This window comes from Geodermatophilus sp. SYSU D00766 (assembly GCF_054049915.1).
The window spans coordinates 81,679-94,677 of sequence record NZ_JBJGYI010000010.1 but is presented as its reverse complement, the minus strand read 5'-3'; the positions used below and the strand labels follow the sequence as shown (position 1 = coordinate 94,677).

Below are 12,999 nucleotides of genomic sequence, written 5' to 3'. Positions count from 1 at the left end.
CCCGATTGATCACTCCGGTACAGCGCGGCGTGTGTCTGCCGATGTAGCTGTTGACGGCCCGACCGCCCGGGCCACAGACCCAGGAGGGCCTCATGTCCCGCGTGTCCCCGCTCCGCCTCTGCACCGTCGCAGGGCTCGCCGTCGGCACCGCCGCGGCCGGTCTCGCGTTCGCGCCCGCGGCCCTCGCCGTCCCCGTCGACGGCTCCCTCCCGCCCCTCGAGGGCTCCGGCACGGCCGTCATCGGCCAGCCCTACCTGCTGACCGGCACCGACTGCGTCGCCCCCGAGGGCGAGCAGGCCATCGTCTACGTGGACTTCCTCAAGGCGGCGGACGTCGAGACCTCCCCCGACACCGCCGAGCCGGTGCTCAGCCTCGAGGGGCCGGTGGACGCTGAGGGCACCTGGACGGCCACGGCGCTGTTCTCGACCGCCGCGGCCCCCGGCGAGTACGTCGTCTGGGCCACCTGCGAGCCGTACGCGGAGGTCGCGGACTACTACCCCGACTTCTCCTTCACCCTCGAGGCCGCGCCGGCCGCCACCCCCACCGCCGAGCCGACCACCCCGGCCAAGCCGACCGTCGCGCCGACCGGCCAGATCCGCGGCACCGCGGCCAACACCCCCGGTGTGGCCAGCCCCGACAGCGGCGGCGCGACCGGCGACACCGCCGCCCCCGGCCAGAAGGTCGTGAAGATCCTCAGCGGCTTCAAGCCGGGCGAGAAGGTCACCGTGACCCTGCACTCCGCCCCGCAGACGGTCGCCACCGCCACCGCCGACACCCGCGGCTACGTCCGCGTCGAGTTCACCCTGCCCGCCGGCACCCCGGCCGGTGCGCACACGCTGGTCTACGAGGGCGACCAGGGCACCTACTTCCAGGAGGCCTTCACCGTGGCCGCCGCCGCGGGCTCCGGCTCCGGTGACCACCTGGCCTACACCGGCGCCAGCATCGCGCTGCCGCTGGGCCTGGGCGCCGGCGCCCTGGCGCTGGGTGGTGGCCTGGTGCTCGTCACCCGCCGCCGCTCGGCGCAGGCCGCGGAGGCCGCGCAGGTCTGAGCATGACCGCACCGCACGACACCGACGCCGGCCGGGGCTCCCCTGGCCGGCGTCGGCCGCGTTGCGGACGGCGGAGGTGGCCCAGGGTCGCCCTCGCCGTCCTCGTGCTGCTGCTCGTCGTCGTGGGCGCCGACGCCGCCGTCCTCGCCGGCCGGGTCGGCGAGGTCGACGTCGACCTGGCCGCGGACGACTCCGACGGCCGCACCTGGGTCCTGGTCGGCCTGGACTCCCGGGCCCGCCTCCCCAAGGGCGCCGACCCGCGCGACTTCGGCACCGAGGAGGCCGTGCCGGGCAGCCGGGCCGACGTGGTCCTGGTGGTCCACCAGACCGACGCGGGCACCACGGTCACCTCGGTCCCGCGCGACCTCGTCGTCCGCGTCCACGGGCGCCCCGGGCGCCTCGCACTGACGTGGCTCGACAGCCCGCAGACCACCGTGGCCGCACTGTGCGGCCTCGGCATCCCCACCGACCACCTGGCCGGCGTGGACCTCGCCGGCTTCGCCGCGGTGGTCGACGCCGCCGGCGGGCTGGAGGTCGACGTCCCCGAGCCCGTCCGCGACCAGCCGGCCGGCCTGCTGCTGGAACGCGCCGGCCGCCAGCGCGTCGACGGCGCCACCGCACTCGCCCTCGTCCGCTCCCGCCACCCCGAGCACCTCGTCGACGGCGCCTGGGTGCCCGCGCCGGTCGACCCCGACGGCCGCGCCGGCGCGGCGGGCAGCGTCCTGGCCGCCCTGACCGAGCAGGTGCAGCGGGCCCTGGCCGCGCCGTGGCGGCTGCAGTCGGTGGCCTGGGCCGCCTCCGGCGCCCTCACCGTCGACCCCGGGACCTCCGTCGCCGACCTGGCGTCCCTGGCCCGGGCCGACGTCGGCCCGGTCACCGTCCTGCCGGCCGGCGAGCCGGAGGGCGGCACGCTGGCCCGCGAGGCGACGGCGGGGACGCACGCCACCGTGGCCGCCGCCGGGCTGTCCTGCGACGGCTGACGACCCGCCGTCCCCTCGGCCGGTGCGACGCGGGGGCGGCTGGCAGGATGGGGACCGTGAGCGAGCTGCACCGCGCCCGGATCGCGCAGGACAACCCCGCCACGGCGCGGGTCAACCAGCCCAACCGCGAGGAGGGCGTCGTCCGGGCCGGGGCACACCCGATCGAGGAGGAGCGCCCCGAGGACTGGGGCTGGCACGCCCGCGCCGGCAAGTGGGCGCAGATCGTCGGCTGGGTGATGACCCTGGCGATCCTGTCCTACCTGTGGGGCAACCACGAGGCCCGCATGGAGGACCTGTGGCTGCTGGCCATCGCCGCGATCATGGCCGGCATGCTGCTGTGGGACCTGCGCCGCAAGCGCACCGCCTGGCGCCCCTAGTCGGCCCCCTCCAGGGCACCGCCGCGAGCCTGCGAGCGGTGGGGAGGAGGGGGTCCTTCGTCACGTCGCCGCAGTGACCCCGATGGCCGCGCCGACGGCGTAGGTGATCCCCGCGGCCAGCGCGCCGAACAGCAGCTGGCGCCCGCCCGCGTACCACCACGGCCGCGGGGTGAAGCGCGCGGACAGCGCCCCGGCGGTGAACAGGCCGATCCCGCCGGCCAGCAGCGCCACCCACAGCAGCGAGAACCCGAGCAGGTAGGGCAGCAGCGGGACCACCGCACCGGTGGCGAAGGTGAGGAACGAGGAGACCGCCGCCGTCCGCGGGGAGGGCTTGTCACTCGGGCTGAGCCCGAGCTCGGCGACCACGTGCAGCCGCAGGGCGACGTCGGGGTCGCGGTGCAGCTGCACGGCCACCTGCCGCGCCAGGCCGGGGTCCACCCCGCGGACCCGCATCATCTCCACCAGCTCGGCAAGCTCACCGCCGGGGTTGCGCTCGAGCTCGCGCCGCTCCTTCTCCACCTCGAGGTCGAGCTGCTCGTTCTGGGTGCGCACCGAGGTGTACTCCCCCAGCGCCATCGAGATGGCGCCGGCGACCAGGCTCGCCACCCCGGAGAGCACGATCGCGCGCGAGGAGGCGCCGCCGCCGCCGACGCCGGCGACCAGCGCGGTGTTGGTGACCAGCCCGTCCATCGCGCCGAAGACGGCGGCCCGCAGCCACCCGCCCGAGACGTCGGCGTGGCTGTGCTCGTGGGCCTCGGCCGGGGCCTCCGAGGTCACTCGTCCGCCTCGGCGCCCAGCTCCACCGGCGGCTCGAGGGACGGCGCGGGCACGGCCACGGCGGGGACGCCCTCGACCCGGTCGGCGGCGGCCAGCTGCCCGCAGGCGCCGTCGATGTCCTGCCCGCGGGTGTCGCGGACCGTCGTCGGCACCCCGGCGGCGCGCAGCCGGGCCACGAACTCCCGCTGCGCGGGCAGCGGGCTGGCGTCCCACGGGCTGCCCGGCGTCGGGTTGAGCGGGATGAGGTTCACGTGGGCGCGCTTCCCGGCCAGCAGCCGGCCGAGCAGGTCGGCCCGCTCGGGCTGGTCGTTGACGTCGCGGATGAGCGCGTACTCCACCGAGTAGCGGCGGCCGGTGCGGGCGGCGTAGGCGTCGGCGGCGTCGACGACCTCGCCCACCTTCCACCGGGTGTTGATCGGCACGAGGGTGTCGCGCAGCTCGTCGTCGGGCGCGTGCAGGCTGACCGCGAGGGTGACCGCGAGGCCCTCCTCGGTGAGCTTCCGGATGGCCGGGACGACGCCGACCGTGGAGACGGTCACCGACCGCTGGGACAGGCCCAGGCCGTGCGGTGCCGGCGTCACGAGCGCGTCGAGGGTCCGGCGGACCCGGGCGTAGTTGGCCAGCGGCTCTCCCATGCCCATGAAGACGACGTTGGACAGCCGTCCCGGCCCGCCGGGGACCTCCCCGTTCGCCATCGCCGCGGCCGCCGCGACCGCCTGGCCGATGATCTCCGCCGCCGAGAGGTTCCGGGTCAGCCCGTTCTGGCCGGTGGCGCAGAAGGGGCAGGCCATGCCGCAGCCGGCCTGGCTGGAGATGCACACGGTGGCCCGGTCGGGATAGCGCATGAGCACGCTCTCCACCAGCGCGCCGTCGTGCAGCCGCCACAGCGTCTTGCGCGTGCGGCCGCCGTCGGCGCTCAGGGTGCGCACGGGCGTCAGCAGCCCGGGCAGCAGCGTCCCGGCGAGGCTGTCGCGCGCGGCGGCGGGCAGGTCGGTCATCTCCGCCGGGTCGGTGACCCCGCGGAAGAAGTGCCGGGCCAGCTGGTCGGCGCGGAAGGCCGGCTGCCCGAGCTCGGTGACGGCGGCACGCGCCTCCGCGCGGGTGAGGTCGGCGAGGTGGCGCGGCGGCTTGCCCCGGCGGGGGGCGTCGAAGACGAGCGGCAGGGCAGTCATGGCCCTCCCATGGTCCCACCCGCGTGCCGCCCGTGGGCCCGCCCGCCGGTGAGGTGGCTCGCTCAGGCCCCCGGCTGCCCGGCGTCGGTCGGGGTGGCCACCGGCGCGGGCTCGGCCTGCCCGCCGTCGGGCTCCGGCGGGTCGGTCGGTCCCTCCGGGTCCTCCGGCTCGGTGGTGTCGTCGACCGGCGGCGGGACCGGCGGGTCGGGGGTGATCGGCGGCGGCGGGGCCGACGGGGACGTCGGCGTCGGCTCGGGCTCGGGGGACGGCGTCCCGCCGGGGGCCGGCCGCGGACCCGGCCCGCTGCCGATCGAACCCGTGCCGATCGAGGTCGGCGCGGCCGGCTGCTGCGGGAGGACGGGCGACGGCTCGGGCGCCGCGGACGGGGCGGCCGCGGGCGGCGGCGCCGGCGCGGCGACGGGCACGGGCGCGGGCGGGGTGGCGGGAGGCGTCGCGGCGAGGACGGGCTCCGGCTCTCGGGTCGGCACCGGGGCCGGGGAGGGCGGCTGCTCGGCCACCGTCGGTGCCGGGACGTCGGTCGTCGGCGCGGCCGCGACGGCGTCGCCGATGCCGGTGTCCCGGGGTGTGGGGGCCGCCCTGCTGGGCGTGGGTCCCGCACTCGGTGAGGCCTGCACGGCGGCCGACGGCGCCGTCCCGGACGAGGACCGCTCCACCAGGGCCGCGCCCACGATGCCGCCGATCGCGAACAGGCAGGCCAGGACGGCGACCCCCAGCCGGCGGCGGGGCCGCTCCCGCGGGCGGACGACGACCCGCGGCGGCACGGTCCCGGTGTCGGTCGCGTCCGGCCAGGAGAGATCGGCGAACGCCGGTGGGGCGGCGACCTCCTCGGGGACGGCGGCCTCCTCGGAGGCGCCGGTCTCCTCCGGGGCGTCGGTCTCCTCGTAGGCGGCGAGCTCCTCGAGGTCTGCCTCCGGCTCGGGGTCCTCCGCCGGCTCGGGGTCCTCCGCCGGCTCGGGGACCTCCGCCGGCTCGGGGACCTCGGTGTCGACCTCGGCGGGGACCTCGGCAGGGACCTCCTCCCCCGTGGCGGGGTCGGCCGGGAGAGCCGCCTCCGCGGGACCCCCCGCCTCGGGCTCCGGCTCCGCGGGCTCCGTCAGCCACTCGGGCAGCCAGTCCTGCCACTCCTCCACCGCCGACGGCAGCGGAGCCCCCGGCGCCGTCTCCTGGTCGGCGGCGGTCCCGGCTCCGTCCGGGACCTCCGGCACCTCGTCGTCCTGCTGTGCCGTCATCCCACCTCGCCGTAACGCATCGTCATTCAAAGATCACCCGGAGGAGTCATCGTGCCGGACGGACGCGGCCGGGTGCCGGAGGCGCGGCCAGCTAGCGTCGGGGAGGTGAGTCACGCCGAGGAGGCGCCCGTCCCGCTCGACAGCGTCGGGGTGGGCCCGTGGGAGGGTCCCTGGCCCGAGGACCCCCGCTACGACCCGGAGCTCCTGGCCGCCGGCGACCGGCGCAACGTCGTCGACCGGTACCGCTACTGGACCGTCGAGGCGATCGTGGCCGACCTCGACCCGCGGCGGCACGGCTTCCACGTCGCCATCGAGAACTGGCGGCACGACCTCAACATCGGCACGGTCGTGCGCACCGCGAACGCGTTCCTCGCCGCCGAGGTGCACGTCGTCGGCCGTCGCCGCTGGAACCGCCGCGGCGCGATGGTCACCGACCGCTACCTCTCGGTGCGCCACCACCCCGACGCCGCGGCGCTGGGTGCCTGGGCGGGCGACGCCGGCCTGCCGGTCCTCGCCGTCGACAACCTGCCCGGCGCCCGGCCACTGGAGACGGCGGAGCTGCCGCGGGCGTGCGTGCTGCTGTTCGGCCAGGAGGGCACCGGGCTGTCGGAGGAGGCCCGGGGGGTGGCCGGCGACGTGCTGTCCATCGCCCAGTTCGGGTCGACCCGCTCGATCAACGCCGGCGTCGCGGCGGGCATCGCGATGCACGCGTGGATCCGGCAGCACGCCGACCTCGGGGCCGGCTGAGGCTCCCGCGTGCCGACCCCGGCCCGGTGGGCCAGGCTCGGCGGGGTGAGCCGACTCGACGACGTCGACCTGACCGCGCAGCTGTCGAAGAAGGACGGCAAGCAGCAGCTCGCCGAGGCCCAGCAGCGCCTGGTGCACCTGCGCCTCCTGCTCGGCGGGCAGATCGGGTCCGGAGAGCTCGGCCCGCCGCTGTGCGTGCTCTTCGAGGGTTGGGACGCCTCGGGCAAGGGCGGGGCGATCAAGCGGCTGGTCGACGAGCTCGACCCGCGGCACGTGCGGGTCGCCCAGTTCGCCGCCCCCTCCTACGACGAGAAGCGGCACCACTTCCTGTGGCGCTTCTGGCCGGTGCTGCCCGGCTGGGGCGGCATGGCCGTGCTCGACCGCACCTGGTACGGCCGCGTGCTCGTGGAACGGGTCGAGGGCTTCGCCACCGACGAGCAGTGGCAACGCGCCTACCAGGAGATCGTCGACCTGGAGACCACGCTGGCGGCCGAGGGCACCGTGCTGGTCAAGTTCTGGATGCACGTCTCCCCCGAGGAGCAGCTGCGCCGCTTCGAGTCCCGCCGCGACGACCCCTACCGCGCGTGGAAGCTCACCGACGAGGACTGGCGCAACCGCGAGAAGCGGGAGGCCTACGAGGACGCCGTCGAGGAGATGCTCGAGCGCACCGACCACCCGGGCGGGCGCTGGACGGTCGTGCCGGCCGACGACAAGCGCTACGCGCGGGTCGCCGTCGTCCGCACGGTGTGCGAGGCGATCGAGTCGGCGCTGGCCGCCCGCGGCGTCGACCCGGACGCCCCGGTGGCGTGAGCACGCTCGTCCACCTCTGCACGCCGGCCGACTGGCGGGCCGCGCTCGACGCCGGGGCGCTGCGGCCACCCGGCCCGGTCGTGCACCTCTGGCACCCCGGGCAGGTGCACCTGCCCGCCGCGCGGCTGCACCCCGGCCGGCGCGACCTCGTGCTGCTCGTCGTCGACCCCGCCCGGCTGCCGGACCCGGTGCGGGAGGAGCCCGGCGCCGACGGCACGCGCTCCCCGCGGTTCCACGGGCCGCTCCCGACGAGCGCGGTGGTCGCCGTCGTGCCGTACCGGCCGCCGGCCGAGCCCGTGCTCCCGCCGCCGGACGACGCGCTGGGCCGGGCGGGAGCGCTGTCGCTGTCGGTGCGGACACGTCGGGCCGCCGAGGTGCGCGACGTCGCCGGCGGCGTCGCGGTGCTCGACCAGCAGTTCCCGCACTCCTACGACGACAACCGGCTGGTGCTCGGGGAACCGGTCGACGCCGAGACGATCGCCCGGACCGCCGTCGAGGTGGACCTGCCGCACCCCGCCGCGACGCTGACCTGGAACGGCGCCGGCGAGGTCGCCGCCCGGCTGGCCGGGCGCGGGTGGCAGGCGGAGGAGCTGCTGGTCATGGCCCGCTCACCGGCCCCCGGGCTGCCCGGCGCCGAGCGCGCCGAGGTGGTCGACCAGCGGGTGGTGCACCCGCTGTGGGAGGCCTCGTGGCGCCGCTCCCTGGCCGGGGCGCCCGACCTCGACGAGGTCGTCGCGCAGCTCGTCGGCCGGGAGCATCGCACCGGGCGGGTGGTGGCGGTGCACGACGTCGTCGTGCGGACCGACGGCCGGGTGGTGGCGGCCGGCCAGCTCCGGGTGGACGGCGCCACGGCGGCCGTCGAGTCGGTGATGACCGACCCGGAGGCTCGCGGCCGCGGGCACGCCGACGCGGTGCTCGCGCGGGCCCTGGAGCTGGCCGCCGGCGCCGGGTGCGACCTGGTCGTGCTGGAGGCCGACGCCGCGGACTGGCCGCGCCACTGGTACGCGCGGCGCGGCTTCGCCGTCGTCGGCTCGGTCTGGGACGTGACCGGCCCTCAGCCTGCAGGTGCCACCCAGGACAGCAGCAGGTAGGCCACCGCGGCCGAGGGCAGCAGGCTGTCGAGGCGGTCCATGATCCCGCCGTGGCCGGGCAGCAGGGTGCCCATGTCCTTGATGCCGAGGTCGCGCTTGAGCAGGGACTCGCCGAGGTCGCCGACCGTGGCGGTGACCGCCAGGGCGACCCCGAGGAGCACGCCACCCCACCAGGGCCCGTCGAGGGCGAGGGTGACGATCGGGGTGGCGACGGCGACGCAGGCCACGATCGACCCGCCCATCCCCTCCCAGGACTTCTTCGGGCTGACCGACGGCGCCATCGGGTGCCGGCCGAACAGCACGCCGGCGGTGTACCCGCCGACGTCGTTGCCGACGACGGTGGCGATGAAGGCGAGCACCCGCGCCGCGCCGTCGTCGGGCACCAGCAGCAGCACGCAGAAGCCGGCGAGCAGCGGCACGTACAGGGCGACGAAGACGCCGGTGGTGGCGTCGCGGAGGTAGTCCTCGGGCCCGTCGGCGAGCCGCCACAGCAGGACGGCGACCACGGTGAACAGGAACGCGGCCACCAGCCCGTCGGCCCCGCGGGTCCAGGCCAGCGCCAGCATGGCGACCGTGCCGACCAGCAGCGGCACCAGCGGGGCACGCGCGCCACCGGCCTCCAGCGCGCGGACCAGCTCGACGACGCCGACCAGGATCGCCACGCCGACGACCAGCAGGAACGCCGGCCGGTAGACCAGCAGCGAGGCGAGGATGACCGCGCCCAGCCCGAGCCCGACGGCGATGGCGGCGACCAGGTTGCGGCCGGCGCGGCTGCTCGTCGGCGGCACCAGGTCCGGCTCGGGGTCCGGCACGCCGCCCGGGCCGAGGGCGCCGTCCGCGTCGAGTCCCGTGGCCGCGCTGGCGCCGGCGGGGGCGGCCACCGGGACGGCGATCTCCTGGGTGGCCGGCGTGGGCGCCTGCGGCCGGGCGACGGGCGCGGTGGGCGGCCCGACCGGCCGGACCGGGTCGGGAGCCGGGCCGGCGCCGGGCACGACCGGCGGGGGCGGCAACGGCCCGGTGCGCCGGACGACCGGGATCGGCCCGGTGTCGGCTGCGTCGCCGGACGGGCCGGCCCCGGCGGCGTCGGGACGGGAGGTCATCGGAGGAGCGCGGAGGGACGCGGAGGGAGCGGCTCAGACCTCGAGCAGCTCGCCCTCCTTGTTCTTGACGGCCTCGTCGATGCTCGCGACGTGCTGGGCGGTGAGGTCGTCGAGCTCTTTCTCCGCGCGGCGCACCTCGTCCTCGCCGGCCTCGCCGTCCCGGGCGATGCGGTCGAGCTCGTCCTTGGCCCGGCGGCGCACGTTGCGGATGGCGACCTTGGCGTCCTCGCCCTTGCTGCGGGCCATCTTCACCAGGTCGCGGCGGCGCTCCTCGGTCAGCTGCGGGAAGACCACGCGGATGATCTGGCCGTCGTTGGTCGGGTTGACGCCCAGGTCGCTGTCGCGGATCGCCCGCTCGATGGCCGAGAGCTGGCCGTTGTCGTAGGGCTTGATGACCGCCATCCGCGCCTCGGGCACGGTGATCGAGGACATCTGCGGGACCGGGGTGGGGGCGCCGTAGTAGTCGACGAGGATCTTGTTGAACATCGACGGCGCGGCGCGGCCGGTCCGCACCGACCCGAGGTCCTCCCGCGCGACCGACAGGGCCTTGTCCATCCGCTCCTCGGCGTCGAGCAGGGTGTCGTCGATCACGGGTCTCTCCTCCTGGGGCGGGGCGTCCCCGCCGTGCTCTGCGGTGCGGCGGGCGCGGTGGGCGCCCGCCTCAGCTGATCAGCGTCCCGATCCTCTCACCTGCCACGGCACGGGCGATGTTGCCGTCGCTGAGCAGGTTGAAGACGACGATCGGCATGCTGTTGTCCATGCAGAGGCTGATCGCCGTGGCGTCGGCGACCTTCAGCTGCTTGGCCAGCACGGTGGCGTAGTCGAGGTCCTCGTACAGGACCGCGTCGGGGTTGGTGCGGGGGTCGTCGTCGTACACGCCGTCGACGCCGTTCTTGGCCATGAGCAGCACCTGGCAGCCGATCTCCAGGGCGCGCTGGGCGGCGACGGTGTCGGTGGAGAAGTAGGGCATGCCGGCGCCGGCACCGAAGATGACCAGCCGGCCCTTCTCCATGTGCCGCACGGCCTTGCGCGGGATGTAGGGCTCGGCGACCTGGCCCATCTCGATGGCCGTCTGCACCCGCGTCTGCAGGCCGACCTGCTCGCAGAACGCCTGCAGCGCCAGGGCGTTCATGACCGTGCCGAGCATGCCCATGTAGTCGGCGTGCCGGCGGTCCATCCCGGCCTCGGCGAGCTCCGCGCCCCGGAAGAAGTTGCCCCCGCCGACGACGACGGCGACCTGCGTGCCGCCGCGGACGACGGCGGCCAGCTGACCGGCGATGGACTGCACGATGCCGGAGTCGACGCCGACGTTGCCGCCGCCGAAGGCCTCACCGGAGAGCTTGAGCAGCACCCGCTTGTAGCCCGCGCCGTCGGCGGGTGCGAACGCGGTGGGCGCCGACAGCGGTGCGTGCGTCAGGGGGGTCGTCTGCGGCGTGGCGGTCTCGGTCAACTGCTCATCCCTCGCTCGACGTCGTTCTGGGTGATCCTGCCAGCCGGGCCCGGACACGCCACCGGCCCCGTCCCAGGAAGGGAACGGGGCCGGACGGGGACGACGGGGTCCTTCGGTGCGGCTCGTTACGCCTGGCCGACCTCGAAGCGGGCGAACCGCTGCACGGTCAGGCCGGCGTCGTCGAGGATCTGCTTCACCGTGCGCTTGGGCTCGGTGATCGACGGCTGCTCGAGCAGGACGAAGTCCTTGTAGTAGGCGTTGACCCGGCCCTCGACGATCTTGGTGATCGCCTGCTCGGGCTTGCCCTCCTCCTTGGCGGTCTGCTCGGCGACGCGGCGCTCGGTCTCGACCGCCTCGGCCGGGACCTCCTCGCGGCTGAGGAAGCGCGGGCGGGCGGCGGCGATGTGCATCGCCAGCGACCGCGCGGCCTCCTCGTCCCCGCCCTGGTACTGCACCGCGACACCGATGGCCGGGGGCAGGTCGGTCGCCCGCTTGTGCAGGTACACCGCGGTCGGGCCCTCGAAGGTGGCGAAGCGGGAGAGGACGAGCTTCTCGCCGATGCGGGCGGACTCGCCCTCGATCAGCGCGGCGACGGTCTGGCCGTCGACCTCGGTGGCCAGCAGCTCGTCGAGGCTGGCCGGGGACTTCTCGAGCACGATCTCGATGAGCCGCTCGGCGAGCGCGACGAAGTCGGCGTTCTTGGCGACGAAGTCGGTCTCGCAGTCGAGCTCGAGCAGCGCGCCGTGCTTGCTGACGACGATGCCGTTGGTCGTGGAGCGCTCGAGGCGCTTGCCGACGTCCTTGGCGCCCTTGATGCGCAGCAGCTCGATGGCCTTGTCGTACTCGCCGTCGGCGTCGGTCAGGGCCTTCTTGGCGTCCATCATGCCGGCGCCGGTGGCGTCGCGGAGCCGCTTGACGTCGGCGGCGGTGAAGGCAGGCATGTCACTTCCTCCTCAGGTGGAGAGCGGGGTGGGTGCGGACGTGCGGCGGCGCCGCCGCCCGGGCGCAGGTGCGCGGGACGGCGGCGCCGGCGGGTCAGCCGTTCTGGGCGCCCTGGGTGCCGGTGGCGGTGTCGCCGGTGGCGGGCACGCCCTCGACCGGGGCGATCTCCTCGGCGGTCACGGCGGGCGGGGCGACCGGGGTCTCGGGCAGCGGGGCGGCCTGCGCGTCCGCGGCGGCGCCGTCGGCCTGGCCGGTCAGCAGCTCGCGCTCCCAGTCCGCCAGCGGCTCGCCGCCGCCGATGGCCGGCTCGCCGCCGTCCTCGCGCCCGGCGTTGGCCTGCGCGGCCGAGCGGGCCATGAGGCCCTCGGCGACGGCGTCGGCGACCACGCGGGTCAGCACGGTGATGCTGCGGATCGCGTCGTCGTTGCCGGGGATCTTGTAGTCGACCTCGTCGGGGTCGCAGTTGGTGTCGAGGATCGCGACGACCGGGATGTTGAGCTTGCGCGCCTCGCCGACGGCGATGTGCTCCTTCTTGGTGTCGACGATCCAGATGGCGCTGGGCACCTTCTGCATGTCGCGGATGCCGCCGAGGCTGCGCTCGAGCTTGGCCTTCTCGCGGGTCAGGCCGAGCTGCTCCTTCTTGGACAGGCTGACCAGCACGCCGGTCTGCTCCATGTCCTCGAGCTCCTTGAGCCGCTGCAGCCGCTTGTGCACCGTCTGGAAGTTGGTGAGCATGCCGCCCAGCCAGCGCTGGTTGACGTAGGGCATGCCGACGCGCTGCGCCTGCTCGGCGACGACCTCCTGCGCCTGGCGCTTGGTGCCGACGAACAGGATCGTCCCGCCGTGGGAGACGGTCTGCTTGACGAACTCGTAGGCCGAGTCGATGTACCCGAGCGTCTGCTGCAGGTCGATGATGTAGATGCCGTTGCGCTCGGTGAAGATGAACCGCTTCATCTTCGGGTTCCAGCGACGGGTCTGGTGCCCGAAGTGGACGCCGCTGTCGAGCAGCTGCTTCATGCTGACGACTGCCATGGCCGCAGCCTTCCTGTCTGCGCGCGGCCGCCGGGCGGCCACGCTCCTCGGTTGACGCGGGCGCCGGGTGACGGCCCGCCCTGGCGTCCCGCGGCGCCACCGACCCGGTGCGGGACCGGGACCGAGGTGGGGCTGCCCCGCCGGTGCGGGCGGGAGGAGGACGCGCGGAGTCGACCCGTGCACACGGGTCGCACCGACGAGCATACGCCGTGGCGGGCGGCC

The 12,999-nt window shown here is 75.8% G+C and carries 14 protein-coding genes; 6 read left to right on the top strand and 8 right to left on the bottom strand.

The annotated features are described in order from the left end of the window. The first annotated feature begins 92 nt into the window (after positions 1–92). The 3 genes from ACI8AD_RS10685 to ACI8AD_RS10675 are packed head-to-tail and all read left to right on the top strand — an operon-like array spanning position 93 to position 2,406. Positions 93–1,049 (top strand): hypothetical protein, encoded by a 957-nt coding sequence (locus tag ACI8AD_RS10685; RefSeq protein WP_456870501.1) that lies wholly within the window; start codon positions 93–95, stop codon positions 1,047–1,049. A 2-nt stretch (positions 1,050–1,051) separates the two neighbouring features. After that, positions 1,052–2,029 carry an LCP family protein gene (locus tag ACI8AD_RS10680; RefSeq protein ID WP_456870500.1) on the top strand — a complete coding sequence of 326 codons (978 nt, stop codon included), beginning with the start codon at positions 1,052–1,054 and terminating at the stop codon, positions 2,027–2,029. Positions 2,030–2,085: 56 nt separating this feature from the next. Further along, entirely contained in the window at positions 2,086–2,406 is a 321-nt protein-coding gene (locus tag ACI8AD_RS10675) for a DUF2631 domain-containing protein (protein WP_456870499.1), read from the top strand. Positions 2,407–2,466: 60 nt separating this feature from the next. Here ACI8AD_RS10675 and ACI8AD_RS10670 read toward each other — a convergent pair whose 3' ends face one another. The 3 genes from ACI8AD_RS10670 to ACI8AD_RS10660 all read right to left on the bottom strand — a co-directional run bounded on the left by ACI8AD_RS10670 (position 2,467) and on the right by ACI8AD_RS10660 (position 5,605). Further along, positions 2,467–3,183: a VIT1/CCC1 transporter family protein gene (locus ACI8AD_RS10670; RefSeq protein WP_456870498.1), complete on the bottom strand. Its 717-nt coding sequence runs from the start codon at positions 3,181–3,183 to the stop codon at positions 2,467–2,469. Beyond that, entirely contained in the window at positions 3,180–4,355 is a 1,176-nt protein-coding gene (rlmN, locus tag ACI8AD_RS10665) for a 23S rRNA (adenine(2503)-C(2))-methyltransferase RlmN (RefSeq protein ID WP_456870497.1), read from the bottom strand. The genes ACI8AD_RS10670 and rlmN overlap by 4 nt, the downstream gene beginning before the upstream one ends. Before the next feature lie 62 nt (positions 4,356–4,417). Beyond that, positions 4,418–5,605 carry a hypothetical protein gene (locus ACI8AD_RS10660; RefSeq protein ID WP_456870496.1) on the bottom strand — a complete coding sequence of 396 codons (1,188 nt, stop codon included), beginning with the start codon at positions 5,603–5,605 and terminating at the stop codon, positions 4,418–4,420. A gap of 105 nt (positions 5,606–5,710) precedes the next feature. On the opposite strand from ACI8AD_RS10660, the gene ACI8AD_RS10655 reads away from it, so the two are divergent. From ACI8AD_RS10655 to ACI8AD_RS10645, 3 genes are read left to right on the top strand one after another with little or no spacing between them, the layout of a single operon-like run. Next, on the top strand, positions 5,711–6,352 hold the full coding sequence (locus tag ACI8AD_RS10655) for a TrmH family RNA methyltransferase (protein WP_456870495.1): 642 nt from the start codon (positions 5,711–5,713) through the stop codon (positions 6,350–6,352). 45 nt (positions 6,353–6,397) lie between these two features. Further along, positions 6,398–7,162, top strand: coding sequence for a polyphosphate kinase 2 family protein (locus ACI8AD_RS10650; RefSeq protein ID WP_456870494.1), 765 nt, complete (start codon positions 6,398–6,400; stop codon positions 7,160–7,162). Continuing rightward, positions 7,159–8,253 carry a GNAT family N-acetyltransferase gene (locus ACI8AD_RS10645; protein WP_456870493.1) on the top strand — a complete coding sequence of 365 codons (1,095 nt, stop codon included), beginning with the start codon at positions 7,159–7,161 and terminating at the stop codon, positions 8,251–8,253. Before ACI8AD_RS10650 ends, ACI8AD_RS10645 begins: the two co-directional genes overlap by 4 nt. Here ACI8AD_RS10645 and ACI8AD_RS10640 read toward each other — a convergent pair. From ACI8AD_RS10640 to rpsB, 5 genes are all read right to left on the bottom strand, one after another. Further along, complete coding sequence (locus ACI8AD_RS10640) at positions 8,217–9,353, bottom strand: phosphatidate cytidylyltransferase (RefSeq protein ID WP_456870492.1); 1,137 nt, start codon at positions 9,351–9,353, stop codon at positions 8,217–8,219. The genes ACI8AD_RS10645 and ACI8AD_RS10640 overlap by 37 nt on opposite strands. 33 nt (positions 9,354–9,386) lie before the next feature. Beyond that, entirely contained in the window at positions 9,387–9,944 is a 558-nt protein-coding gene (gene frr / locus ACI8AD_RS10635) for a ribosome recycling factor (protein ID WP_089402536.1), read from the bottom strand. 70 nt (positions 9,945–10,014) lie between these two features. Next, on the bottom strand, positions 10,015–10,803 hold the full coding sequence (pyrH, locus tag ACI8AD_RS10630) for a UMP kinase (RefSeq protein WP_456870491.1): 789 nt from the start codon (positions 10,801–10,803) through the stop codon (positions 10,015–10,017). A 125-nt stretch (positions 10,804–10,928) separates the two neighbouring features. Further along, positions 10,929–11,744, bottom strand: a complete 816-nt coding sequence (gene tsf, locus ACI8AD_RS10625; protein WP_456870490.1) for a translation elongation factor Ts — start codon at positions 11,742–11,744, stop codon at positions 10,929–10,931. Positions 11,745–11,838: 94 nt separating this feature from the next. After that, positions 11,839–12,777, bottom strand: coding sequence for a 30S ribosomal protein S2 (rpsB, locus tag ACI8AD_RS10620; protein ID WP_456870489.1), 939 nt, complete (start codon positions 12,775–12,777; stop codon positions 11,839–11,841). Positions 12,778–12,999: the final 222 nt, after the last annotated feature.

Excerpts from the sequence above, each read along its gene's own strand:
- rpsB (WP_456870489.1), bottom strand. The coding sequence starts at position 12,777 with ATGGCAGTCGTCAGCATGAAGCAGCTGCTCGACAGCGGCGTCCACTTC.
- rlmN (WP_456870497.1), bottom strand. The coding sequence starts at position 4,355 with ATGACTGCCCTGCCGCTCGTCTTCGACGCCCCCCGCCGGGGCAAGCCG.
- ACI8AD_RS10685 (WP_456870501.1), top strand. The coding sequence starts at position 93 with ATGTCCCGCGTGTCCCCGCTCCGCCTCTGCACCGTCGCAGGGCTCGCC.
- ACI8AD_RS10680 (WP_456870500.1), top strand. The coding sequence starts at position 1,052 with ATGACCGCACCGCACGACACCGACGCCGGCCGGGGCTCCCCTGGCCGG.
- tsf (WP_456870490.1), bottom strand. The coding sequence starts at position 11,744 with ATGCCTGCCTTCACCGCCGCCGACGTCAAGCGGCTCCGCGACGCCACC.
- ACI8AD_RS10660 (WP_456870496.1), bottom strand. The coding sequence starts at position 5,605 with ATGACGGCACAGCAGGACGACGAGGTGCCGGAGGTCCCGGACGGAGCC.
- ACI8AD_RS10640 (WP_456870492.1), bottom strand. The coding sequence starts at position 9,353 with ATGACCTCCCGTCCCGACGCCGCCGGGGCCGGCCCGTCCGGCGACGCA.